Genomic DNA, 23518 nt, shown 5'->3' with positions numbered 1-23518 from the left:
AACTTTGCTGTGGTCTAGACCAATATTGTGACGGCGAGGTGGCGTCGACACGATGGCGGAGACGGCGAAGTGGCAGGTGCGCGGTGGAAGATCTCGGTCGCGCTTGCGGGGGCCTTCCTGCTGTCCCCAGGCATCGCGGGGGCTTCTGCCCGGTGTAACCTGGCGGCGATCGACCTTGCCGGTGCAGGCGCCGGGTGTGCCCGCGCGTGGATGGACCACAATCTCAAGCTCAACGATCTGGTCACCGTCGGCACGCACAACAGTTACAAGACGGCAGTGCCCGACGCCGTGCTGGCGCTGATCCGCAAGGCCGCGCCGCAACGGGCCGACGATATCGATTATCGCCACCGGCCCTTGCCCGAGCAACTCGATGCCGGGGTGCGACAGATCGAAATCGATGTCTATGCCGATCCTGTCGGCGGGCGCTATCTCGATCCGGCGGGTCTGCGCGCGGCGGGGGTGGCGCTCGATCCTGCGCGCCGCGCGGCACTGGCCGAGCCGGGCTTCAAGGTGATGCATGTGCAGGATCTGGACGTGCTCAGTTCGTGCGTGACCTTGCGCGAATGTCTCGGGATCGTGCGGCGCTGGTCGCTTGATCATCCCGATCATGTGCCGATCATGCTGATGTTCAACGCCAAGGCGGATGCGGCGGCCATGCCCGGCGGGATCGATGCCTTGCCGTTCGACGCCGCCATGTTCGATGCGCTCGATCGCGAAGTGCGCGCGGTGTTTCCTCCCGCCTCGCTGATCACGCCGGACGACGTTCAGCGCGGGTATCCGACGCTGCGCCAGGCGGTGCTTCACGACGCCTGGCCCCGGTTGGGGCAGGCGCGCGGCAAAGTGCTGTTCGCGCTGGACGAAGGGCCTGATGTCGTTGCGCTTTATCGCGGGGCGCGGCGCTCGCTCGAAGGCCGGGTGTTTTTCGTCAACACCGACGAAAGCTCGCCGGCGGCGGCCTACCTGACGCTCAACGATCCGGTCGTCGATGCGCAGCGCATCCGCAAGGCGGTCGCGGCCGGTTTTATCGTGCGCACGCGCGCCGATGCGGACACGGTGGAAGCGCGCGCGAATGACACGCGGCGGCGCGATGCCGCCTTGGCCTCGGGCGCGCAATATGTTTCGACCGACTATCTCTGGCCAGAGCCGGGTTTGCACAGCCCCTATCAGGTGCGCCTGCCGGGGGGCGCTGCGGCGCTGTGCAATCCGCAGCGCATGGGCACCCGTTGCGGGGCGGTCGCGGTCGAACACGCGAATCCGCCGGGGGCGCGGGACAGCGCCTATCTGCCTGGCAACACCATGCCCGACGGCCTGCGCATCCTGCCGCCGCCGCCCCGGCGGCATGGGCCGGTTGCCCGCGCGGATCGTCAGGTGTTTGCCGCCACGCGTCGGCTCGCGGGCTCGGCACGGTGGCGGCTGGCTGTTGCGGATGTCGAAAGCGGGCCGTTTGTTCACTTTGCCTGCGCGCTCGGGGTCAGCCTTGCGCCCGATACCGCGCCTGCGCTGGCGCGGCTGCTCGACCGCGCCGGCACGGCGGGTGTGGTCGATCCGGTCAAGGCGTTTTACCATACGCCGCGCCCTTATATCGGCATGGGCCCGGCGGTGCGGATCTGCCAGGCGCGGACCGCGCACCTTGCCGGTAATGGCGACTATCCGTCCGGCCACGCTGCGGGCGGATGGATGGAGGCGCTGATCCTGGCCGAGCTCGTGCCTGACCGGGCCAGCGCGATCCTGGCGCGCGGGCGAGCCTTTGGCGAAAGCCGCGTGATATGCGGCGCGCACAGCCGCAGCGCGGTCGAGGCCGGTTGGCTGGCCGGTGCGGCGGCGACTGCCGCCTTGCACGGTTCCGCTGCATTCCGCGCGGATCTGGAGGCCGCGCGCAACGAAATGGTCAAAGTCCGTGTCTCTGCTCCGGCGCCCGACGCGGCGATGTGCCGCGCCGAAGCCAAAGCGCTCAGCGAACGCGGGCCTCGACGCTGATCGTCACGGCGTCATGGCGCCAGTATTCGCGGTCGAATTCCACCACCCGGCCGCGCGCATCGTAACTTGTGCGCACGACATTGAGCCCGGGCAGCCCCGGCTTTGCGCAAAGTGTGTGGGCTTCGTGGCCGGTCAGCGCGCAGGGCTGCATCGTGATCTTGTTGCGGGTCACGGCCAGGCCGTATTCCGCCTTGAGAATGCTGGTCAGCGACTGATCGAACGAAAATCGCAGCAAATCGGGCGCGAGTGCGGCATCCACGATGATGGTTTCAACCAGCACGGCGCGCGCGTCGATGGAGCGACAGCGACGGATCTGGTAGAGCGGTGCGCCGGGCGGTCGATCCATCACCCCGGCAAGGAACGCGTCGGCGGAAATGAGCGTGGCGTCCAGCGTGCGTGTGGATGGCGTGCGCCCTTGCGCCTCGACATAAGAGATGAACCCTTCCCATCGGGTCGGATCATAGACGATCGGCGCCGGTGATACGTACCAGCCGCTGCGATCCTTGCGGTAGATCAGGCCTTCGGCTTCAAGCTGCGCCAAACCTTCGCGGATCGTGCCGCGCGCGATCCCGCCTGCCGTCCCCAGGGCGCGTTCGGAGGGCAGCCGCTCGCCCGGCCTGAGCGTACCGGCAGCGATCTCCGCCGCGATCGCGTTGCGCAATTCGAGATAATGGAGCCCTTCGTAAAGGGCGCTCCCGCTGATCGGCGTGTGCATCTTCGTTTTGACGTACCACATGTTGCGAAGGGAGCAAGGCAGTCCGGCGCGGATTGCGCGGACCGGTTCGCAGGTTTCACGAAACCGTCCCCAAGCACTGGTATACACCAAATCCTGACGGGAGAAACACGGACATGCAGACCGATCGCAGGACTTTCATGCAACGGGCAGGCGGCGGCCTGGCGGCGGGCGTCGGGCTTGGCGTGCTGCCCGCTGCCATCCGCAAGGCCATGGCGATTCCTGCGCACCAGGTTTCCGGCTCGATCATGGATGTCGATCATGTCGTGATCCTGATGCAGGAAAACCGTTCGTTCGATCACTATTTTGGCGCGCTGCGCGGCGTGCGCGGGTTTGGCGATCCGCGTCCGTTGCGGCTGCCCGATGGCGCGACGGTGTGGCGCCAGCCCAGCCACGAGCATCCCGACGGCCATGTCATGCCGTTTCACGGCGATTCGCGTGTATCCGACGCATTTGTCGTCGACGGGTCCGATCAGGGCCATCAGGCCGCCATCCCGATCGTCAACGGCGGTCGCTATGACGGTTGGGGCCATAGCGGCGAACTGCACAAGCGGATGGCCTATTATCGGGGCACCGATCTGCCCTATTACTATGCGCTGGCGAGCGCTTTCACGGTCTGCGATGCCTATCATTGCTCGACGCTGACGCAGACTTACCCGAACCGGCTGCACTTGTGGACCGGATGCAACGGGGGCGGGGCCGTCGGCGGCGACCCGGAAATGAGCAACTATGGCGAAGACGAAACGCCCAGCGCCGACATGGCCGAGGACCGGCCGATGGCGCAGGGCCCGCACGCGTGGACAACCTATGCCGAGCGGCTGGAGACGGCGGGGGTTTCGTGGAAAATCTATCAGGAATACGACAACTTCGGCGACAATATCCTGTCGGTGTTCAAACCGTTCCGGCCGTGCGCCAAGGATTCGCCGCTGTATCTGCGCGGGCGGTCGTGGGTATCCGAGCACAAGACCGGCGCCGACCGGACCCGTTCGGACGGCGATCAGCTGGTGGAGGCGTTTCGCGCCGATCTCGCCTCGGGCAAGCTGCCGCAAGTGTCGTGGATCGTGACCGCTGCGGACTTGTCCGAACACCCGACCGCGGTGCCGTCAAAGGGCGAGCATTTGAGCGCGCGCCTGATCGAAGCGCTGGTCGACCATCCCGACATGTTCGCCAGGACCGCGTTCATCCTGAACTATGACGAGGCGGGCGGCTTTTACGATCACATGCTTCCGCCGATGCCGCCGCTCGCGCCCGATCAGGGCTTCAGCACGGTTTCGGTCGCGGGTGAGAGCAAGGATTATGCGCACGATGCGCAAGCCGCGAACCGGGGCCGCTATCCGCTGGGGCTGGGGATCCGTGTGCCTGCGATCGTCGTGTCGCCATGGACGCGCGGGGGCTTCGTCTGTTCGGAAGTGTTCGATCACACGTCGGTCCTGCGGTTTCTCGAACGGCGTTTCGGGGTGATGGAGCCGAATATCAGCGCCTGGCGCCGGACGGTGTGCGGCGATCTGACCTCGTGTTTCGACTTTCATTCGCCCAACCGCGACTGGACCGGCCTGACTTTGCCCGATACCGCCGATTACGCGCAACGGATCGCCCGCTCGCTGGCCGCTCCGGGCCTGAAAATCCCGGCGCAACAGGCGTTGGCGCAGCAGGACGCGGGCCAGCAGCCGGCGCGCGCGCTGCCCTATCGGATCGCCGCCAATGCGCGCATTGCGCAAGGCCGCCTGTGGATCGATCTGGTCAATGCCGGGGCGACCGGGGCGGTGTTTCAGGTGTTCGACGCGACCGGTTCGGCAGGTCCGTGGCGCTATACCATCGGCGCGGGAGAGCGTCATGCGGCGGGCCATTGGAACGACAGCGGGAACGGGGGCGAAACGCCGGGCGGCCATGATCTGATCGTGCATGGTCCCAACGGATTTTACCGGCGCTTTGCGGGGCTCGCCGATCAGGATCTGGCGCTCGCGCTGACCGAGGTCGCGGGCGGGGACATCGCCTTGGCCATCACCAACCACGGCACCCGGACCCGCATTGTCGAAGTGGCGATGGATGATGCCTATCCCGTCGCAGACCCGGCGCAGCGGCGGCGGTCGATCGCGGTCGCGGCTGGGCAGTCGGTCACGAGCGAATGGGCGATTGCGGCCAGCGACCATTGGTACAGCCTCTGTGTGTCGGCCCTCGACGCCCCCGGATTCGCGCAGCAGTTTGCCGGGCATGTCGAAACCGGGGCGAGCAGCCGGACCGATCCGGGAATCGGCCCGATGCGCGCTTAGCTCGCTAACGTGGTATATACCAAAAAGGCGGCGTGGGCCGCTATCGTTGCGCACGTCTGGCGTGCTGTCGGCTGTGTCTGAATGGATAAAAAGTCTTATTGCAATTGATCTTGATCAAACTGTCACAGAGATGTCGCCGCAGCCTGCTTAACCGGTCTGGTCCATACCAACTGGCGGGGGCCATCATGAAATCCCAAGATCCCGTTCTGGCAAAATGCCAGAGTACCAAGACCATATTGCTGTCTACCGTTGCCGCGTTGGTTGCTGCCGCGCTTCCTGCTGTTGCCAGTGCGCAGCAGGCTCCGGCCGAACCGGCCTCGGGTCAGCCCGCCGCCGATCCGGCGGCTGAAGAGGTGGTGGTAACCGGCTTTCGGCATTCGCTGGAAGAGGCGCGTCGCCTCAAGAAGATCGCGAACATTCAGGTCGATGTGATCGTCGCCGAAGACATGGCGAAGTTCCCGGAACTGAACCTGGCCGAATCGCTGCAACGTCTGCCGGGCGTGCAGATCACGCGCGAGGCGGGCGAAGGCCGTCGCATTTCGCTGCGCGGCCTCGGCTCGGATTTCGCCCGTGTGCAGCTCAACGGCATGGAAGTGCTGGGCAATGTCGATTCCGCGCAGGACAGCCGTGGCCAGCGCAGCCGTGACCGTTCGTTCGATTTCAACATCTTCGCTTCGGAACTGTTCTCCCGCGCGGAAGTCGAAAAGACCTATCAGGCGGCCCAGAACGAGGGCGGCATGGCCGGCACGGTCGGCCTGTTCACCGGCAAGCCGTTCGATTACGGCCTTGGCACAAAGGCCACGGTCTCGGGCAAGCTGGGCACCAACCAATATACCAAGGACGCGCAGCCGCGCCTTGTCGGGCTGTTCAGCCAGAACTGGAACAACACGTTCGGCATCTCGGTATCGGCCACATACAGCAAGCGCCGGACAACCGAGCAGGGCCACGATACCTACAACTATACGAATCCCGGTGCGTCGGATATGCAGAGCCTGGTTGCTGGCGGTCTCGACATCTCGCATCTGTCATCTGCAGAGCAGGCCAAGTTCCTGTCGGGCGATCTCTATTTCGCTGACGGCAACCGCCTGTCTTCGTGGGATGCCCGGCAGGAGCGGCTGGGTCTGACCGGCGCCGTGCAATGGCGCCCGGCAGACAATCTGCTGCTGACGCTTGATCTGCTGCACAGTCAGTTCACCACCCACCGCGACGAGTATCATTTTGCCACGCGGCCGATCAGCGGTCCGGGGTCGACCACGCTGGATGCTCCGGCGGGCGAGGGCTGGCCCGCAGCGTATCAGACCTCATCGGTCGTAAACGCTCTCACATACGACAACAACGGCTACGTCACCTCGTCCGACGTCAGCAATGTCACCTTTGGCAGCGAACATCGCCGCGAGCTCAACAAGAACAACTTCAATCAGGGCGCGCTCACTTACAAGTGGGACGCTTCGGATCGGTTCAAGGTGGACGGGCATATCGGCGTGGAAACGTCGAAGTATGACACCCCCTATGACGACAAGCTCTATATGCGCGCCAAGGGCAATCTTGTGGCCAACTATGGGGCGAATGGCCAGTCGGCCTCGTTCAGCTATCCCGGCACGAACCTGACCGACCCGTCGAACTATACGATGGATGATTTCTACTACCGTTCGTTCTGGAACGAATCGAAGCTGTTCGAGGGCGTGGTCAATCTGCATTACAAGATCGACCCGGTGTTTACCGTGCGCGCGGGGGCGGCCTACCACCGCTTTTCGCAGAGCGGTGCGAACTATTACTACGACGGCAACGTCAATGGCACCAACGGCGAGATGCGCGGCACTTCGGCGGTCGGTCTCACCGACGTCTATACCAACAGCGTGGGTTCATGGCTGGTCGGCGATTTCGACAAGACCTTTGCCAAGTTCAACGAATATCACCGGCTTGGGCCCAAGGCAGACGGCACGGGCGGTGCGATCCAGGACATCGAGCAGGTGTTTACCACCACCGAGGGCACATTCTCCGGCTATGCCCAGCTCGACTGGGACGGCACGCTGTTCGGCAAGCATTTCCGCGGCAACCTGGGCCTGCGCGGCTATCATACCGATACCCGCAGCCAGGGCTGGGTTCAGGGCAACAGCTATGCCTATCTGGGCACGGCCGACGTCAAAGGCCACTATACGGGCGTTCTGCCCGCGCTGAACGCTGTGGTCGAGCTGACGCCGGAAGTGCTGGTGCGGTTTGCCGCCACGCAGAACCTCAACCGTCCGGGGCTGACTTCGCTCGCCGCGCAGGGCACGGCATCAGCCGACAAATACAACAACGACGGCACGGTGGCACCCGATGCCAAGATCACCGTTTCACGCGGAAATCCCGGGCTGAAGCCGTACAAGGACAACACGCTCGATCTTTCGGTCGAATACTATTTCGGCAAGATCGGGCTGCTGTCCGCAGGCGTTTTCCAGAAATGGATCACCAACTTCTTTGACACGGTGCCAGTTTACAATATTCCCTTCAGTCAGACCGGAGTTCCCTACGGATCGATCAAGGGGGCCAACGCCAACACGAATGTCTATGAATTTGACGAGCCGACCAATCAACCCGGCACCAAGACCGTGACCGGGGTCGAGCTGGCGGCGCAGGCGCAGTTTACCTTCCTGCCCAAGCCGTTCGACAAGCTGGGTGCGATTGGCAACTTCACTTATGTCCATGCCGATCAGGCGCTGACCGGCATTTCGCCGACCAGCTTCAACGCCACGCTCTATTACGAAACCAAGGTCTGGGGCCTGCGCGCTTCGTTGAACCACCGCAGCGCTTATTACACCGGGCACAATACGGACCCGATGAGCGCGGGCACGCAGGGCTATTTCGCATCGACGTATATCGACGCCGCAGCCTTTGTGAACATCACGCCCAAATTCCAGCTGACGCTGGATGCGGTCAACCTGACCAACCAGACCAACACCCAGTTCTGGAGCCAGCACCGCTATCTGTACAACCAGACGCAAAGTGGCGCGACGTATCTGGCCGGGTTCAGCTACAAGTTCTGACATCCGCCGCACAGGCAGCCCCCCTCCGGCGGAGGGGGGCTTTTTCGGTATGGTGCCCTTTCATGATCGTATCCCACCGACACCGCTTCATCTTTGCCGCCGTGCCCAAGACCGGCACGCATTCGGTGCGGCAGGCCCTGCGCGAGCACATGGGCGATGACGATGTCGAACAAGTCGGGCTGTTCGTGAACCGGCGTTTCCCGTGGGCCGATCTTGCGGCTGTCCAGCATGGGCACCTGTCGCTGGGTCAGGTGCGCCCCTGTCTCGGCGAGGATGCGTTCGGCAGCTTTTTCAAATTTGCTTTTGTGCGCAATCCGTTTGACCGGTTTGTGTCATATTGTGCGTTTATGCTGCGCGGCAATGACCTGTTTCAGCAACAGCCGCGCGAAGTCATGCGCCACTTTCTGTTTCGCGATCCGCCGGAAGGGCACATCCTGTTTCAGTCCCAGGCCTCGCTGCTGCTCGATCGGGACGGCAAGACCTTGCTGACCGATGCAATTGGCCGGGTCGAGGACATGCAGGCGTCCTATGATGCCATCTGCGCGCGTATCGGCATTCCCTCGCGCCCGCTGGCCCGCGTGAATGGCACAAACCGCGATGATTATCGCCGCTATTACGATCGGGATCTGATCGACGGCGTTGCGGCGCGCTATGCCGTCGATCTCGATCTGTTCGGTTATGCGTTCGAAGGTACGCCATGACCTTTGCCCCTGTCGCCAATCCGCGCAAGACGACATCGGTCCGCAGGCTCGGGCCGGTCGAGATGACGGCCCTGACCACAGCCGTCATGGCGATCCCGCAGGACGTGTGGGACGCGGAAAATGCCGCCAAACCCAACAAGTTCGATGTGCTGGACGCGACCCGGCACATCGTCTTTCGCTTCATCGACAGCCCGCTTGACTGGCGCCGTTCGCACGATCGCACAGCCTGGCCGGGCTGGCGCGGCGTGCTGGAGCCGGTGCTGGCGCAGGCGGTGCGCGGCTTTGGCTATGCGCGCGGGGTTTTTCCGCGCGTGATGCTGGCGAGGATGGCGCCGGGCGGGATCATTCACCCGCATATCGATGCCAACCCCGCCGCGAAGTGGCCGCACAAGATTCACGTGCCGGTGGTGACCAATCCCGAAGTGGTGTGCTTTTTCGGCGGGAGCCACCACCATTTTCCCATCGGCGAGGCGGTGGAGGTCGACAACCTTGGCCCGCACTGGGTGCGCAATCCGGGCGAAACCGACCGGATCCATCTGATCTTCGAATACTACGACGCCGACCAGCCGGACCCGCAGTGGCTGGAGCCGTTATTGCGCGCCGGTGCTGCGCGGTGACGGCGTCCGACGCTTACGCCTGGCGCGAGGCCTTGTTGCAAGAGGCACGGGATCTGCGCATCGGTCGCCGCATTCCCGACGCGCTGGCGGCGCTTGCGCGGTTGCAGGGGCAATATCCCCGGTTCAGCCGCCTCTATCACGAGCTTGGCCATTGCCACATCGCGCTCGGCGATGCGCCCGCTGCGCTTGACGCGCTGCATGAGGCGGTGCGCCTGAACCCGACTTTGCCGGCCGCCTGGGACATGCTCGAACAGCTTTGCCGCATGCTGGGCGATAGCGCTCAGGCGGCGGCGGCGGCCCGGAATTGGGCGGCGCTGAAACAACTCCCCGCCGAAGTGGTGGTGGCAAACAGCCTCTATGCCGATGGCGACCTGTCGCTGGCAGAGGGCGTTATCCGGGACTATTTGCGCAAGGATGGCGCCAATGTCGGCGCGCTGCGCCTGCTGGCGCGAATTTGCAGCGAGAGCGATGCGCCCGACGAGGCGGAGGCCTTGCTGGAAACGGCGCTCGGCCTCGCGCCGGACTATCATGCGGCGCGTCTCGATTATGCGATGGTGCTGTTGCAGCGGCAAAAGCATCTGCGCGCGCGGCAGGAGGCCGATATCCTGTTGCGACATGATCCGGAAAACCGGGCCTATCGCAAGCAATATGGCGCGGCCTGCGTCGGTCTTGGCGATTATGATGCCGTGATCGATCTCTATGCCGGGCTGCTCGCCGGTCCGTGCGAATCCGATACGGAAATCGCCGAATTGCGCCTGTGGCGGGGCAACGCGCTGAAAGTCGAGGGCAGGCCGCAGGAGTCCATCGCCGACTATCGCGCGGCGCTTGATGCGCGGCCCGGTTATGGGGTGGCCTGGTTCAGCCTTGCCAATCTCAAGACCTATCGCTTTACCGACGATGACATCGCCCGGATGCGCGACGCGCAATCCGGGGGCGACGTGCAGGACATGGATCGTATCTATCTGTGCTTTGCGCTCGGCAAGGCGCTGGAGGATCGGGGCGATCATGCGGCTTCGTGGCGCGATTATGCGCGCGGCAATGCGCTTCGCCGCAGCACCAGCCGCTATCGCCCGGACGACGCGGAAGCCTGCGTGCAGCGGCTGAAACAGACTTTCACCACGCAGTCTTTCGCCGCACGCGACGGCTGGGGAATCGCCGATCCGGCGCCGATCTTCATCCTGGGCCTGCCGCGCTCGGGCTCGACCCTGATCGAACAGATCCTCGCCTCGCACCCGCTGGTGGAAGGCACGCAGGAACTGACCGAAATCGGGCACTATGCCGGGGAACTGTGCGGTCTGGATGAAGCATGCGGCCTGCCGCTGCACCCGGAGGCGGTGTTGCAGATGTCGCCATCACAGGCCCGGGCGCTCGGCGCGCGGTTCCTCGCCGAAACGCGCGCCTACCGCCGCCTGGGTCGGCCCCTGTTCATCGACAAGATGCCGAACAATTTCTGGCACATCGGCCTTATCCACCTGATCCTGCCGCAATCGATCATCATCGATGTGCGGCGCGAACCGATGGCGTGCTGTTTCAGCAATCTCAAGCAGTTGTTCGGCACGACCAATCAGGAATTTACTTATGGCATCGACGACATGGCCCGCCATTACCGCGCCTATCTCGATTGCATGCAGCACTGGAACGCGGTCCTGCCGGGGCGGGTGCTGACCGTGCATTACGAAGATGTGATCGAGGATCTTGACGCGAATGTGCGGCGCATCCTGGCGCATTGCGGATTGGCCTTCGATCCCGCATGCCTGCGATTTCACGAAACCCGGCGCAGCGTGCGCACGCCCAGTTCCGAACAAGTGCGCCGGCCCATCGGCCGGGATGGCCTGACGCAATGGCAGCGCTATGCCGAATGGCTGGCACCGCTTCGCGACAGGCTGGGCGATGTCCTGACCCGCTACAGGATGTGATCGATGCGGTTGCCTCGCCCGTTTTACCAGTTGCCCGTGCTTTTCGACGCGGCGCGTCTGCAGGCCGAAGTCGCGGCGTTGCCGGACGAGGCATGGGCGGCGCATCCCGATGGCGTTTCCGGCAATAGCGCGGCGCGCCTGATCACTGTCGATGGTGCCGAAACCGACACCCATCACGGGCAGATGCTGCCGACGCGCTGGCTCGTCGCGATGCCGTACATGTGTCAGGTGCTGGCGGGCTTTGGCGTGGTCTGGAGCCGATCGCGGCTGATGCGCCTGGCGCCGGGGGTCGGGGTTCCGCTTCACGCCGATATCAATCATCATTGGCACAAGCGGGTGCGGCTGCACATTCCGATTTTCACCCGGCCCGAAGTGCGCTTTCACTGCGACGGGGAATCGGTACACATGGCCGCCGGAGACGCATGGATCTTTGATAACTGGCGCCCGCATCACGTGGAAAATCCGGCCAGCGCAGCGCGCATCCATCTGGTTGCGGATACGGCCGGCACGGCGGCTTTCTGGCATTTCGCCTGCGGACAGACGCCGCCGCGCGCGCAATGGCCGATGGTCCCCTGGAACCCCGCAGCAAACCCGCACCTGCTCACCGAATGCGACCAGCGCGCGCCGGTGATGCCTGCCGCCGAAGTGGAGCTGCTGGTTGGCGACATGCGCGCGGAACTGTCGGCTGCCGACGACAGGGCCGAAACCGGGATGCGCGCCGCGCGGTTCGGCATGATGCTCGAAAGCTTCGTGCAGGACTGGCGCCAGCTTTGCGCGCTGCACGGCACCGACGGACGGGCGCGCGCGGAATTCGCTCGGCTTGCCGATGCGGTGCGCGCCAATGCGCAGGCGCTTGCCCAAGGGGTCGTCATGCGCACCAACCGGGCCAGCGCCCTGTTGGTGCTGGAAAAGCGTGTGCTCGATCATTTGCTCGCAGACCAGGCCTGACGGTGTGCGATCTTACACCGCAACGCGTGGCGACAGACGGCGCGCGCGCGACGGCGAGGCGGGGATCAGATCACGGTAAAGCCATGGGTGCCGTCGCGGCGGAGCTGTTCGACGAGGCGGTATTCCCAGTCGAGATAGGCCTGCATCGCGGCGGCGGCGTTGTCGGTGCCTTCGTAGGGGCGTTTGTAGCGGCCTTCGGGCCCGCGCGGCGGCGGCGCGCCGTCCGGGCCGGTTTCGAGCGCGACATGCGACGGCCAGTCGAGCACCAGCACCTCCCAGCCGAGCTGGGCCAGCCATGAGGCGGTCATGTCGGCGCGCGGGCCGAGATCGTCGGACAGCACGATGCGCGCGCCCCGAACGGGGGCGTTGTGATCGGTTTCCTGCACCAGTTGTCCGCCTTGCGCGGCGCGGAATCCCGGCAGATGGCCTGCCGCGTAAATTTCGGGCAGGCGCACGTCGTAGTGATAGAGCGTGCGGCCCGTTTGCGCGCGCAGCCAGGCCAGTTCGTCCCAGTCGATATGGCGCACCCCCGCGCGATACGACACCGCGCGGGCACGGGCGCGGGCTTCGTCGACGCTTGCGCCCTGCGGCTCGGGCGCGCGGCGTTGCTGCCCCGTTTCAAGGCTTTGCCCGGCCAGAGTCCAGCCGATCGTGCCATTGCGCAAGGCATAGACGCGATTGGGCAATCCGGCATTGACCAGCGATTGCGCGCCGATGATCGAGCGCGTGCGCCCCGCGCAATTGACGATGATCGTGGTATCGGGATCGGGCGCCACTTCGCGCGCGCGCAGCACGAGTTCGGCGCCGGGCGTGCTGACCCCGCCGGGGATCGACATCGTCGCGTATTCGTCAAACCGCCGCGCGTCGAGAATGGCGATGTCGGCCTTTTCCTCGATCAGCGCCTGAACATCGGGCGCGGGCAGCGAGGGCGTGTGGCGTTGATGTTCGACCAGCTCGCCAAAGGCCTTGGAATAGGAATTGACGTCTTCGAACAGCTCGAAGCCCGCCGCGCGCCAGCCGTCCAGCCCGCCTTCGAGCGCGTGGACTTCGCTGAAACCGAGTGTGCCCAGCCGTTCGATCGCGGGCGCGACCAGCCCTTCGCCATTGTCATAGAGCACCAAGGGCACGGCGCGCCGGGGCAGGCGCCAGGGCGCTTCGATGTCGAGGCGCCGCAGCGGGATCTGCGCGGCAAACAGCGGGTGGCCCAGCGCAAAGGCGGATTCTTCGCGCAAGTCGATCAGCGCGATTTCGTCACGCGCGATCAGCGCGTTGCGGATCTGGTGCGGGGAGACGGTCATGCTTTTGTCGACTTGTCCCAGAGGTTGGGGATCAGCGTATTGGCATAGCCCGAGATGAAGCGTTTGGGCGTGCCGTCGGGGGCAAAGGTCGCGCGCTCGACCGCGCCGATATTGCCGCCATAGACGTGGATCGAGATCGACGGGGCATCGGGCAGCGCATTCCACACGCGATGAATGTCGCCGATGCGCGGGCTGACCGCTTCGACATCGCCGGGGCTCAGCGTGTCGACGGTGCCATGGCTGTGCAGGCTGCCGTCGGGCGCGCGATCATAGCGCTGCGCCTGTTCGCGCCCGCGCAACATGCCGATCAGGCCCCAGACGCGATGATCGTGGATCGGCGTGCCCTGGCCCGGGCCCCACACGAACGAGACAATGGAGAACCGCTCGCGGCTGTCGCAATGGAGCAGGTATTGCTGATAGCGGTCGGGGTGGGGCACGGCAAAAGCGTCGGGCAACCAGTCGTCGTGGGCGACCAGCCGGGCGAGCAGTTTTGACCCCGATTGCAGGATTTCGGCTTCGTCGTCGGTGGCGGCGAGCACGTCGGCGAGGCCGGTGACAAACGTGCGCAAGCGGGTCATGTCGACCGGCCTGTCGAGCGTTTCGGCGGGAATCGTGGTCATGCGGCCTCCATGGGGGAAGGGTATCGCGCCGGATGAGGCGACTGCACCGCCCCGGATGTCAAGCGGCTTGTGCCGCAGACGCAGCGGTGGAGGCGGACAATTTATCCGATCATCATCAGGCTGGCATTCCCGCCCGCCGCCGTCGTGTTGATCGATGTCGATACTTCTTCGAGCAGCCATGCGCAGGGATAGGCGAGCGGCAGGTCCGCCTGCGCGGCATGGACCGGGACGATCGGGCCGGGCATGTCTGCCACGCGGGCGACGGTTTGCCGGACGATCGTGGCATCACCCTCGACCAGAGCGGCGGCATAGGGCCCGGTCATCGGCGCACAAAAGGCAGCGGCGACCGTCGCGGGCAGATCGTCGGGAAGCGGCATCGTTTCGACATGGCCGCGATTGCCGGTGGCGAGGACCGCAGCCATCTGTTCAAGCAGGCCCGCGCGGGTGGCCGGGACCATCAGGATCGGGCCGCGCGGATGAAGCGCATAGAGGTTGCTTTCGCCGACCGGGCCGGGAAGCGCGATCGTTGCGCCGAGCGCAGAGGCTACGGCATAGCGCCGCGCCAGTGCGGCACTTGCCGTTTCGCCGCAGGTTTCGAGCCAATCGGCAAAATCATGGATGGCCGCGTCGGGATGGTCGGCGCGGGCGGCGAATGCCGGGGCCTGTGCGACCAGTCGCCCGAGATAGAGTGGACCGCCCGCCTTTGGTCCGGTGCCGGACAGGCCGCGCCCGCCGAAGGGCTGCACGCCGACGACGGCGCCGATCACATTGCGGTTCACATAAAGATTGCCGGCCTTCACTCGTGACGTGACATGCGCGACCGTTCCATCGAGCCGGGTGTGAAGGCCGAAGGTCAGTCCATAGCCGGTCGCGTTGATCGCATCGATCAGCGCATCGAGCCGGTCGCGGCGATAGCGCACGACGTGCAGCACCGGGCCAAACACTTCGTGCTTCAGCTCGGCGATGTCGTTGATTTCGATGATCGTGGGCGCGACGAATGTGCCGTTGATCGCTTCGGCGGGAAGGGGCTGCTGCTCGATCGGCGCGCCGCGTTTGCGCATGGCGGTGCAATGCGTTTCGATCGTCGTTTTGGCTTCGGCGCTGATGACCGGGCCGATGTCGACCTTGAGCGAGTCGGTGCGCCCGATGCGCAATTCCTTCAGCGCACCCTTGAGCATCGTCAACGTCCGCTCCGCAATCTCTTCTTGCAGGCAGAGGATCCGCAAGGCGGAGCAGCGCTGCCCGGCGCTGTCGAAGGCGGAGGCGATGACATCGGCAACGACCTGTTCGGCAAGCGCCGAGGAATCCACGATCATCGCGTTCTGCCCGCCGGTTTCGGCGATCAGCACGATCGGGTTGCCGGATGGCGACAGGCGCGTCGATAGCTGACGCTGGATCAGCCGCGCGACATCGGTCGACCCGGTGAACATCACCCCGGCGGTTTCGCGGGCCGCCACCAGCGCCGCGCCGATCGCGCCATCGCCCGGCATCAACTGAAGCGCATCGGCGGGAATGCCTGCCTCGTGCAAGAGCCGCACGGCTTCGGCGGCGATCAGCGGCGTTTCCTCGGCGGGCTTGGCCAGCACCGGGTTGCCAGCGACCAGCGCCGCCGCGATCTGGCCGGTAAAGATGGCGAGCGGGAAGTTCCACGGGCTGATGCACACGATCGGGCCCAGCGGCGCCTGATCGACGCCGAACGTCGCTCGAGCCTGCGCGGCATAATAACGCAGGAAGTCGATCGCTTCGCGGACTTCGCCAATGGCATTGGGCAGCGACTTGCCGGCTTCGCGCACAATCAGGCCAAGCAGGATCGGCATGCGCGCCTGCATCGCATCGGCGGCGCGGTCGAGCATCGCGGCACGATCGGCAACCGCAAAGGTGCGCCACGCAGAGGTCGCGGCATGCGCGACGGCGGCGGTCGCCTGCTCGGGGGAAGCCTCGGCAACGATACCGACGATGTCGCGATGATCGGCGGGATTGCGCACCGGCCGCTTTGTCCCGGCGCCCGAGGCGGGAGCTGCCGTCCATGGCATCGCCGCGCTTTCCCGCAAGGCCTGGCCCAGCGTGGCGAGCGCGGTTTCGTCGCTCAGGTCGATGCCGTCCGAATTGCGGCGATCGGGGTACAGCGCGGACGGCAAGGCGATCCGGTCGTGCCGTGCGCCGGGATGCGGCATGGCGCGCACCTGATCGACAGGATCGACGATCATCGCGTCGATCGGCACCGACGGATCGGCGATGCGATTGACGAAAGACGTGTTTGCGCCGTTTTCCAGAAGCCTGCGGACGAGATAGGCGAGCAGCGTTTCATGCGTGCCGACCGGGGCATAGATGCGGCAGGGGCGATCGAGATTTTCCTTGCCGACGACCTGCTCGTAAAGCGGCTCGCCCATGCCGTGCAGGCACTGGAATTCATACTTGCCGACTGCGAAATCGGGTCCGGCGAGATGATGGATGGTAGCCAGGGTCTGCGCGTTGTGCGTGGCAAATTGCGCGAAGACGGCGTCGGGCGCAGCCAGCAGTTTTCGCGCGCAGGCAATATAGGCGACGTCGGTATGGACCTTGCGCGTATAGACGGGAAAGTCCGCCAGCCCGTCGACCTGCGCGCGCTTGATTTCCGCATCCCAATAGGCGCCCTTGACCAGCCGGACCATGATCCGCCGCTCTGCGCGGCGAGCGAGATCGATGATCCAGTCGATCACGGTCGGGCAACGCTTGCCATAGCCCTGCACGACGAAGCCGAGACCGTCCCAACCGGAAAGCTCGGGATCGAGCGCAAGACTTTCCAGCAGATCGAGCGAAAGTTCGAGCCGGTCGGCCTCTTCGGCATCGATGTTGAAGCCGATGGCATGGCCCTTTGCCAGAAGCGCCAGCTTGCGTAACTGCGGCAGCAATTCGCCCATGACACGATCGGCCTGAGCGCGGCCATAGCGCGGATGAAGCGCCGACAGCTTGATCGAAATGCCGGGCCCCGCATAAACGCCGCGCCCGTTCGAGGCGGTGCCGATGGCATGGATGGCGCGTTCGTAATCGCCATAATAGCGCTCGGCATCGCTCCGCGTCGCGGCAGCCTCGCCGAGCATGTCATAGCTGTAGCGAAAGCCCTTTGCCTCCAGCCGCTGGGCGCGCTTCAGCGCCTCGGCGATGGTCTCGCCCGTGACGAATTGTTCGCCCATCATGCGCATGGCGAAATCGACGCCGCGCCGGATCACCGGCTCTCCGGCACGGGCGACAAGGCGTGTGAGCGCGGCGCCAAGGCCCCGATCGTCAACGCTGCCGATCAGCTTGCCGGTAACGACCAGGCCCCAGGTTGCCGCATTGACGAACAGCGACCTGCCGCCGCCAAGATGTGCGCCCCAGTCGCCCTGGGCGATCTTGTCGCGGATCAGCGCATCGCGGGTGGCCACGTCGGGAATGCGCAGCAGCGCTTCGGCAAGGCACATCAGCGCCACGCCCTCTTCGCTTGAAAGCGAATATTCCTGAACCAGGCCTTCGACGCCGGTGCCTTTGTGATCGGTGCGCAGCGTCTGCACCAGCCTTTGCGCTGTCTCGCGCACGGCGGCCTTTGTCGCCGCGTCGAGCGTTGCCGCTTCGAGCAAGGGCGCCAGACAATCGCGCTCGTCACGCCGATATGCGGCGGTGATCGCCCGGCGGAGCGGTGATGACGGGCGGATGGGCGGCGCGAATGCGGAGAAGGCGGGCTGTTCGATCATGGTGTCAGCATAATCCAGGCCTTGGCGGCAATCCGACTTCATATGCCGTAGAATATGCCTATAACGACTTTTTTATCGGCGATAAAAAGCCAATCATGATGGGTATGACGGTGATGGCAGTCGATTTGGATGATTTTGACCGAAAAATCCTCGATACTCTGCGCAAGGATGGCCGGATCACGTTCACCGAGCTTGCGCACAAGGTCGGATTGTCAAAGACGCCGTGCCAGCAGCGTGTCCGGCGGCTGGTCGACAGCGGGGTCATCGTCGGATTTCGCGCGATCGTCGATCCCGCGAAAGTCGGGCTCGATCATGTCGCCTTTACCGAGGTGAAGCTGTCCGACACGCGCGAGGCGGCGCTCGGCGAATTCAATGCGGCGGTGCGGCTCATTCCCGAAGTCGAGGAATGCCACATGATCGCGAGCAGTTTCGATTACCTGCTCAAGGTCCGCACAGCCGACATTCGCCGCTATCGCTGGGTGCTTGGCGAGAAAATATCGAGCCTGCCGCATGTCGCCAGCACGTCGACCTTCGTCGCGATGGAAACCGTGCGCGAATCCGCCCGCTGACGCGCTGCGAATGGCCTATAGCAACGCGGGCGTGCCGACCCAGATCATCGTCACGTCGCGGGCCCCGTCGTTGCGCATGCGATAGGGGTGGCGCTGGTCGAAATGGGCGCTGTCGCCGGGGCCCAGGATGAAATGTTCCTGCCCGATCCACACGCTCAATTCGCCACCGAGAATATACCAGAATCCTTCGCCTTCGCGGCGGGCGAGGGGGGATGCAATGCCGGGCGGCACGGTCATGTGCAGCGCCTCCATCTTGCGTTCTTCGTGCTGACCGCTCAGCCGGTGATAGACCACCGGGCCGCTGCCGACTTGCAGCAATTCCGGCTGGTTGCCGCGACGGACGACCTGGCCCGGCGGCGGCGTGCCGACGAAATAGCTCATCTCGACGCCCAATGCCTGCGCGATCGCGGTCAACGAGACGAGCGAGGGCATCGCCAGATCCCGCTCGACTTGCGACAGGAACGGCGCCGACAGGCCGCTGGCACTGGCCAGGACCTGCAAGGTCATGCCAAGCCGCTTGCGCCGGTCGCGAATGGCAGCGCCGATCGGCGGCAGGCCCGCATGGCCAGGTCTGGATGGTGCATCAGGTGCAGGCAGGGTCGTCACCGGCATGGCAATCAGCTGTGATCGGCCACGATCCGCCAGCCTGCCGGCGTGCGTTCGAAGACCAGCGAAGTCGGGCCTTCGGCATCGCCGCCGTGCGCCGCGTCACGGTGCAGGTGGAAGTGTCCGATGACATAGGCGTGGGCAGGGCCGAGCAGGCGAAAATCGACGATATCGACTGTCAGCTCGCCCATGGCCGCTTGCGATCCGCCGCCAAAGCGCTGGGCATACATCGCCCGGATTTCGGCGTAGCCGTGCACCAGATGCGTGCCGCTGAGATAGGTCGTCGTGGCCATCGGGGCGTAGGACGCCATGAACCGGTCAAGGTCGCCCGCGCTCCATGCTGCGGCACTGGCTGTGAGCACGGCCTGAATGTCGGCGCGGGCTTGCGCTTCGTGGGCTGAGGCAGAATTGGTTGAGGCAGAATTGGTTGAGGCAGCGTGGGCCGATCCGGCCACTACCGCGACCGCCGCGGCGGTCCCGCCGATGATTGCGCTCATCACCATGTTGTTCCTGTTCACGCCGCTCTCCTGTGTCGCCCGAATGCCATAGCACGCCCACAAAAATGCGCCATGATCAAAAAAGTTTGACACACCGAACATTTTTACGAAGTTTAGGGGGCAAGCGGCACCGGACTTTCGGGTGAGGTGTCGAAAAAAACATTCTTTCTAGGGGAAAGACCATGGGGTTCCGTTCTTCAACCATGCTGCAGGGCGCATCCGCGTTTGGCGCAATGGCTATCGCGCTGCTGGCCAATCCTGCATTCGCTCAGGCTGCGGCGCCTGTCGTCGGTGATTCCGCGGGCGGGCGTGATTCGACCGAAATCGTCGTCACCGCGCAAAAGCGCAGTGAATCGGTGCAGAAAGTGCCGCTGTCGATTTCGGTGTTCACCTCGCAAGAGCTTGAAAAGCGCGGTGTGCAAAGCGTTTATGACCTGTCGCGGATCGCGCCGTCGCTGGCGGTGGTCTCTTCGGGGCCGGGCGAAAACAACCTGATCATTCGAGGCATTTCCTCGACGGCGGGTTCGGCCGCGACGGTCGGCTATTACCTTGATGACACGCCGATCGCGGCGTCGAGCAATGCGGCGCTGCTGTCGACGCGCGGGGTGATCGATCCCTCGATGCTCGACGTTTCGCGGATCGAAGTGCTGCGCGGGCCGCAAGGCACGCTTTACGGGTCGAGCTCGATGGGCGGCACCGTGCGCTACATCACCAACCAGCCCAATCTCGAAAAGATCGAAGGCAAAGTCGGCACCGACTTGTCGGGCACCGAACACGGCGGTTTCAACTGGGGCGTCAACGGCGTGATCAACGCGCCGATCGTCAAGGATGTGCTGGCCGTTCGCGTTGCCGCCTACGCCCGGCGCGACGACGGCTTTATCGACCGTTACCCGATCGATCCGACCAATTACCTCGCCGCCGACACCACCGCGCCGCGTCAGCACAATGTGAACACTTATGAAACCCAGGGCGTGCGTGCGGCGTTGCTGTACAAGCCGACCGACACGCTCAGCATCGAGCCGTCGATCCTGTATCAGCACACCAAGCTCGGTTCGCCGTTCACGTTCGATGCCGTTCCCGGCTCGCTGCAGAACCCGATCCAGGCGCGCGACGTTGCCGAAACCAACACCCAGAAAAGCTGGATCGCCAATCTGACGATCAAGCAGCAGCTGGGCTCGGTCGAAATCACCTCGTCAAGCTCGTACTTCCATCGCGATGTCGAGCTGGTCGACGATTCTTCGAAAGTCGTGGCGTATTACTTCTCCACGCCGAAGGTCGAGCCGGTGGCGATGTATGGCGCGTATCACAACAAGGAATTCACGCAGGAACTGCGCGCAGCGACCAGTTTCAAGGGTCCGTTTCAGCTGATCGTCGGCGGCTTCTTTCACGATGTGACCGCGCCGCTCGCCTCCAGCATCCCGTTCCCGAGCGCGTATACGTATACCAACACCGCGCCGTTCAGCAGCTTCCAGACGATCTATGCGGGAACCCGTAATGCGCGGCTCAAGGAATATGCGGCGTTTGGCGAAGCGTCTTTCCAGCTGAGCTCGACGTTGAGCGCGCGCGCCGGGCTGCGCGTGTTTCAGGTCGACCAGAGCTTTACCCAGACCGGCGATGGCCTGTTCAACGGCGGTTATTCCACCGTGTCGAGCGAATCCCACGACCATGGCGCCACGCCGAAGTTCAGCCTGCAATGGCAGGCGACGCGCGACAAGATGCTCTATGCCACGGTGTCCGAAGGCTATCGCCCCGGCGGCCCCAACAATCCGGCCCCGGCCAATGTCTGCGGCACCGAAGTGGCCGGCCTTGGCCTGAGCCAGAGCCAGCTGACTTCCTATGGCGCGGATCATCTGTGGAACTATGAAGTCGGTGCCAAGACGAGCTGGTTCGACCGTCACCTGACGGTCAACGGATCGCTGTACTACATCGACTGGAACCGCGTGCAGCAGCAGATCGTGTTGCAGTGCGGCTTCAACATCACGGCCAATTTCGGCAAGGCGGTCAGCAAGGGCGGCGAACTCGAAGTCGAACTGCACCCGACACACGCGATCACGCTCAGCAGCGGGTTTGGCTATACCGACGCGACGCTCAGCAACGACGTGCCCGGCACTGCGGCGAAATCGGGCGATCACTTGCTCGACACGCCCAAGTGGACCGCCAATGCCGCCGCCGAATATCGCGACCATGTCGGCGAGACGTATGACGGCTTTGTCCGGGTCGACTTTTCCTACCTCGGCCCTGCCAACTTTCTCTATGATACGACCAGCCCGTTCTACCGCCGCAGCGGTTTTTCGATCTTCAACGCGCGGGTGGGCCTGAACCCGGCCAAGGGCCCGTGGGAAGCTGCGCTCTACGTCAACAACCTGTTCAACAAGGCGGGTGAAACCGACTTGCCGACCGCGATTTCCGCCGACTTGCCGACGACGCGCCGCGTGGCACTTACCCAGCCGCGCACGATGGGTGTGACGCTTGGCTATCACTTCTGATCCGGTGATGAGCCCGGCAGATCCGGCCCCGCCCGCCATGCGGGGCGTGTTTGACCCGGACACCTACCGGGCACGGCGCGAGGCTTTGGCCCGCGCCGTGCCGGGGGCGTTGCTGCTGGTGCCGGGCAATGCGGCAAAGGCGATGGATTTCCGCGCCAATCAGTATCCGTTCGTTCAGGATGGGACGTTCCGGTATTTCTTCGGGCTCGACCAGCCGGACCTTGCCGGGCTGATCGACACGGAGACCGGCGACGCCTGGCTGTTTGGCGAAGCGACCGGGATCGATGAGGCGGTGTGGCTGGGTTCCCGGCCATCGCTCGGCGAACTGGCGGCGCGTGTCGGGGTTACCCGATGTGCCGATGGGGCGGCTTTGGCCGCGACCATGGCCGATGCGATCGGTCGCGGCCGCCAGATTGCCTGGCCGCCGCCCTATTGCGCCGAAGGCATGGTAACGCTCGCTCGGCTGACCGGGCAGTCGTTGGCCCGGATTGCGGCAAGCGCGAACGCGCCTGGCAATCTGGCACTGGTGCGCGCGATTGTCGGCTTGCGCGAAATCAAGTCGGCGGCGGAAATCGCCGAGATGGAAGCGGCACTGGCTGTCACCGCGCGGATGCATCACGCCGCGATGGCGGCAACCCGGCCCGGCGTGCGCGAGCACGAAGTGGTCGGGCGCTTCGAAGGGATCATGCGCGCAGCCGACCTGCACTTTGCCTATCAGCCGATTTTTTCGGGCCGGGGCGAAGTGCTGCACAATTTGCGCTATGACCGCGTGCTGGCGGCGGGCGAATTGGTAGTCAACGATTCCGGGGCCAAAAGCCATGGCGGCTATGCCAGCGACATTACCCGGACGATCCCGGTTTCCGGCCGGTTCAATGCCTTGCAATTGCGGCTTTACGAAACCGTGCTGCGGGCCCAGCAGGCCGCCATCGAGGCGTGTCGTCCGGGGGTCCGCTTCGTTGATCTGCATCTGCTGGCCGCGCGGATCATGGTCGAGGATCTGGTCGATCTCGGCCTGTTTCGCGGTGCGGTCGACGACATCGTGGCGACGGGCGCCTATGCCTTGTGCTTTCCGTGCGGCCTGGGGCATCAGATCGGCCTCGATGTCCATGATATGGAGGCGCTGGGCGAGGACAACGTCGGCTATGATGGCGAAAACCGTCGCAGCGCGCTGTTTGGCCTGCGCAATCTGCGCCTTGCCCGCCCCTTGCGCAGGGACATGACGGTCACGGTTGAGCCCGGGCTCTATTTCATTCCCGAACTGATCGACATGTGGCGCGGCGAAGCGCGCCACGCCGGGCTGATCGATTACGATGCATTCGATCGCCTGCGCGGTTTTGGCGGCATCCGGATCGAGGACGACGTGCACGTCACCGCCGAGGGTGGCCGGGTACTCGGCCCGCCGATCGCGCGCAGCGCGCACGACGTCGAACAGGCGATGCAGGGCGACGCATGATGGGGTGTCTGGCCGGGATGGTCGCAGGACAGCGCTTGCGCACGATCATCCCGTTCTGACGGGGGCATCGCGCACAAGAGAACGGCAGGTC

General features: G+C 64.7%; 16 protein-coding genes. 10 read left to right on the top strand and 6 right to left on the bottom strand.

The features are described 5' to 3' along the window. Positions 1–69: 69 nt before the first annotated feature. Entirely contained in the window at positions 70–1977 is a 1908-nt protein-coding gene (locus AQZ50_RS20055; protein WP_197412455.1) for a Ca2+-dependent phosphoinositide-specific phospholipase C, read from the top strand. On the opposite strand, the gene AQZ50_RS10255 is transcribed toward AQZ50_RS20055, so the two are convergent. Continuing rightward, positions 1952–2692 (bottom strand): UTRA domain-containing protein, encoded by a 741-nt coding sequence (locus AQZ50_RS10255; protein ID WP_067746262.1) that lies wholly within the window; start codon positions 2690–2692, stop codon positions 1952–1954. The genes AQZ50_RS20055 and AQZ50_RS10255 overlap by 26 nt on opposite strands. Before the next feature lie 134 nt (positions 2693–2826). Between AQZ50_RS10255 and AQZ50_RS10250 the strand changes: the two genes are divergently transcribed. The 6 genes from AQZ50_RS10250 (at position 2827) to AQZ50_RS10225 (ending at position 12188) form a co-directional block, all read left to right on the top strand. Continuing rightward, the gene (locus tag AQZ50_RS10250; protein WP_067746146.1) at positions 2827–4980 is read left to right on the top strand and encodes a phosphocholine-specific phospholipase C; all 2154 of its coding nucleotides are present in this window, start codon (positions 2827–2829) and stop codon (positions 4978–4980) included. A gap of 185 nt (positions 4981–5165) precedes the next feature. Beyond that, complete coding sequence (locus tag AQZ50_RS10245; protein ID WP_067746144.1) at positions 5166–8006, top strand: TonB-dependent receptor; 2841 nt, start codon at positions 5166–5168, stop codon at positions 8004–8006. Between the two features lie 62 nt (positions 8007–8068). Next, positions 8069–8707, top strand: coding sequence for a sulfotransferase family 2 domain-containing protein (locus tag AQZ50_RS10240; RefSeq protein WP_067746142.1), 639 nt, complete (start codon positions 8069–8071; stop codon positions 8705–8707). Then, the gene (locus AQZ50_RS10235) at positions 8704–9324 is read left to right on the top strand and encodes an aspartyl/asparaginyl beta-hydroxylase domain-containing protein (RefSeq protein WP_067746140.1); all 621 of its coding nucleotides are present in this window, start codon (positions 8704–8706) and stop codon (positions 9322–9324) included. Before AQZ50_RS10240 ends, AQZ50_RS10235 begins: the two co-directional genes overlap by 4 nt. Next, on the top strand, positions 9321–11240 hold the full coding sequence (locus tag AQZ50_RS10230) for a tetratricopeptide repeat-containing sulfotransferase family protein (protein WP_067746138.1): 1920 nt from the start codon (positions 9321–9323) through the stop codon (positions 11238–11240). Before AQZ50_RS10235 ends, AQZ50_RS10230 begins: the two co-directional genes overlap by 4 nt. A 3-nt stretch (positions 11241–11243) precedes the next feature. After that, positions 11244–12188: an aspartyl/asparaginyl beta-hydroxylase domain-containing protein gene (locus AQZ50_RS10225; protein ID WP_067746136.1), complete on the top strand. Its 945-nt coding sequence runs from the start codon at positions 11244–11246 to the stop codon at positions 12186–12188. Positions 12189–12253: 65 nt separating this feature from the next. Here the strand turns inward: AQZ50_RS10225 and AQZ50_RS10220 are convergent, their stop codons facing one another. The 3 genes from AQZ50_RS10220 to putA form a co-directional block, all read right to left on the bottom strand. Beyond that, positions 12254–13486: a rhodanese-like domain-containing protein gene (locus AQZ50_RS10220; protein ID WP_067746135.1), complete on the bottom strand. Its 1233-nt coding sequence runs from the start codon at positions 13484–13486 to the stop codon at positions 12254–12256. After that, positions 13483–14106, bottom strand: a complete 624-nt coding sequence (locus AQZ50_RS10215) for a cysteine dioxygenase family protein (protein ID WP_067746132.1) — start codon at positions 14104–14106, stop codon at positions 13483–13485. The genes AQZ50_RS10220 and AQZ50_RS10215 overlap by 4 nt, the downstream gene beginning before the upstream one ends. A gap of 101 nt (positions 14107–14207) precedes the next feature. Next, on the bottom strand, positions 14208–17816 hold the full coding sequence (gene putA, locus AQZ50_RS10210; protein WP_067746130.1) for a trifunctional transcriptional regulator/proline dehydrogenase/L-glutamate gamma-semialdehyde dehydrogenase: 3609 nt from the start codon (positions 17814–17816) through the stop codon (positions 14208–14210). A 113-nt stretch (positions 17817–17929) separates the two neighbouring features. On the opposite strand from putA, the gene AQZ50_RS10205 reads away from it, so the two are divergent. After that, positions 17930–18385 carry an Lrp/AsnC family transcriptional regulator gene (locus AQZ50_RS10205; protein WP_231730218.1) on the top strand — a complete coding sequence of 152 codons (456 nt, stop codon included), beginning with the start codon at positions 17930–17932 and terminating at the stop codon, positions 18383–18385. Between the two features lie 15 nt (positions 18386–18400). On the opposite strand, the gene AQZ50_RS10200 is transcribed toward AQZ50_RS10205, so the two are convergent. Continuing rightward, positions 18401–18997 carry a helix-turn-helix domain-containing protein gene (locus tag AQZ50_RS10200; protein WP_067746126.1) on the bottom strand — a complete coding sequence of 199 codons (597 nt, stop codon included), beginning with the start codon at positions 18995–18997 and terminating at the stop codon, positions 18401–18403. A 5-nt stretch (positions 18998–19002) separates the two neighbouring features. Continuing rightward, positions 19003–19509: a YybH family protein gene (locus AQZ50_RS10195; protein WP_231730216.1), complete on the bottom strand. Its 507-nt coding sequence runs from the start codon at positions 19507–19509 to the stop codon at positions 19003–19005. Positions 19510–19670: 161 nt separating this feature from the next. On the opposite strand from AQZ50_RS10195, the gene AQZ50_RS10190 reads away from it, so the two are divergent. Both AQZ50_RS10190 and AQZ50_RS10185 read left to right on the top strand, forming a co-directional pair. Beyond that, a complete protein-coding gene (locus AQZ50_RS10190) occupies positions 19671–21974 on the top strand; it encodes a TonB-dependent receptor (protein WP_156427302.1) in 2304 nt (767 codons plus the stop codon). Then, the gene (locus tag AQZ50_RS10185; protein WP_231730215.1) at positions 21958–23427 is read left to right on the top strand and encodes an aminopeptidase P N-terminal domain-containing protein; all 1470 of its coding nucleotides are present in this window, start codon (positions 21958–21960) and stop codon (positions 23425–23427) included. The genes AQZ50_RS10190 and AQZ50_RS10185 overlap by 17 nt, the downstream gene beginning before the upstream one ends. Positions 23428–23518: the final 91 nt, after the last annotated feature.

It is taken from the genome of Novosphingobium sp. Fuku2-ISO-50 (assembly GCF_001519055.1).
In the GTDB taxonomy this organism is placed as follows: domain Bacteria; phylum Pseudomonadota; class Alphaproteobacteria; order Sphingomonadales; family Sphingomonadaceae; genus Novosphingobium.
The sequence above is the reverse complement of the archived record's forward strand: the minus strand, read 5'-3'. Positions and strand labels throughout refer to the sequence as shown.

Coding starts and splice junctions, on each gene's coding strand:
- AQZ50_RS10215 (WP_067746132.1), bottom strand. CDS start 14,106: ATGACCACGATTCCCGCCGAAACGCTCGACAGGCCGGTCGACATGACC.
- putA (WP_067746130.1), bottom strand. CDS start 17,816: ATGATCGAACAGCCCGCCTTCTCCGCATTCGCGCCGCCCATCCGCCCG.
- AQZ50_RS10240 (WP_067746142.1), top strand. CDS start 8,069: ATGATCGTATCCCACCGACACCGCTTCATCTTTGCCGCCGTGCCCAAG.
- AQZ50_RS10220 (WP_067746135.1), bottom strand. CDS start 13,486: ATGACCGTCTCCCCGCACCAGATCCGCAACGCGCTGATCGCGCGTGAC.
- AQZ50_RS10190 (WP_156427302.1), top strand. CDS start 19,671: ATGGGGTTCCGTTCTTCAACCATGCTGCAGGGCGCATCCGCGTTTGGC.
- AQZ50_RS10250 (WP_067746146.1), top strand. CDS start 2,827: ATGCAGACCGATCGCAGGACTTTCATGCAACGGGCAGGCGGCGGCCTG.
- AQZ50_RS10255 (WP_067746262.1), bottom strand. CDS start 2,692: ATGCACACGCCGATCAGCGGGAGCGCCCTTTACGAAGGGCTCCATTAT.
- AQZ50_RS10245 (WP_067746144.1), top strand. CDS start 5,166: ATGAAATCCCAAGATCCCGTTCTGGCAAAATGCCAGAGTACCAAGACC.
- AQZ50_RS10235 (WP_067746140.1), top strand. CDS start 8,704: ATGACCTTTGCCCCTGTCGCCAATCCGCGCAAGACGACATCGGTCCGC.
- AQZ50_RS10225 (WP_067746136.1), top strand. CDS start 11,244: ATGCGGTTGCCTCGCCCGTTTTACCAGTTGCCCGTGCTTTTCGACGCG.
- AQZ50_RS10205 (WP_231730218.1), top strand. CDS start 17,930: ATGGCAGTCGATTTGGATGATTTTGACCGAAAAATCCTCGATACTCTG.
- AQZ50_RS10200 (WP_067746126.1), bottom strand. CDS start 18,997: ATGCCGGTGACGACCCTGCCTGCACCTGATGCACCATCCAGACCTGGC.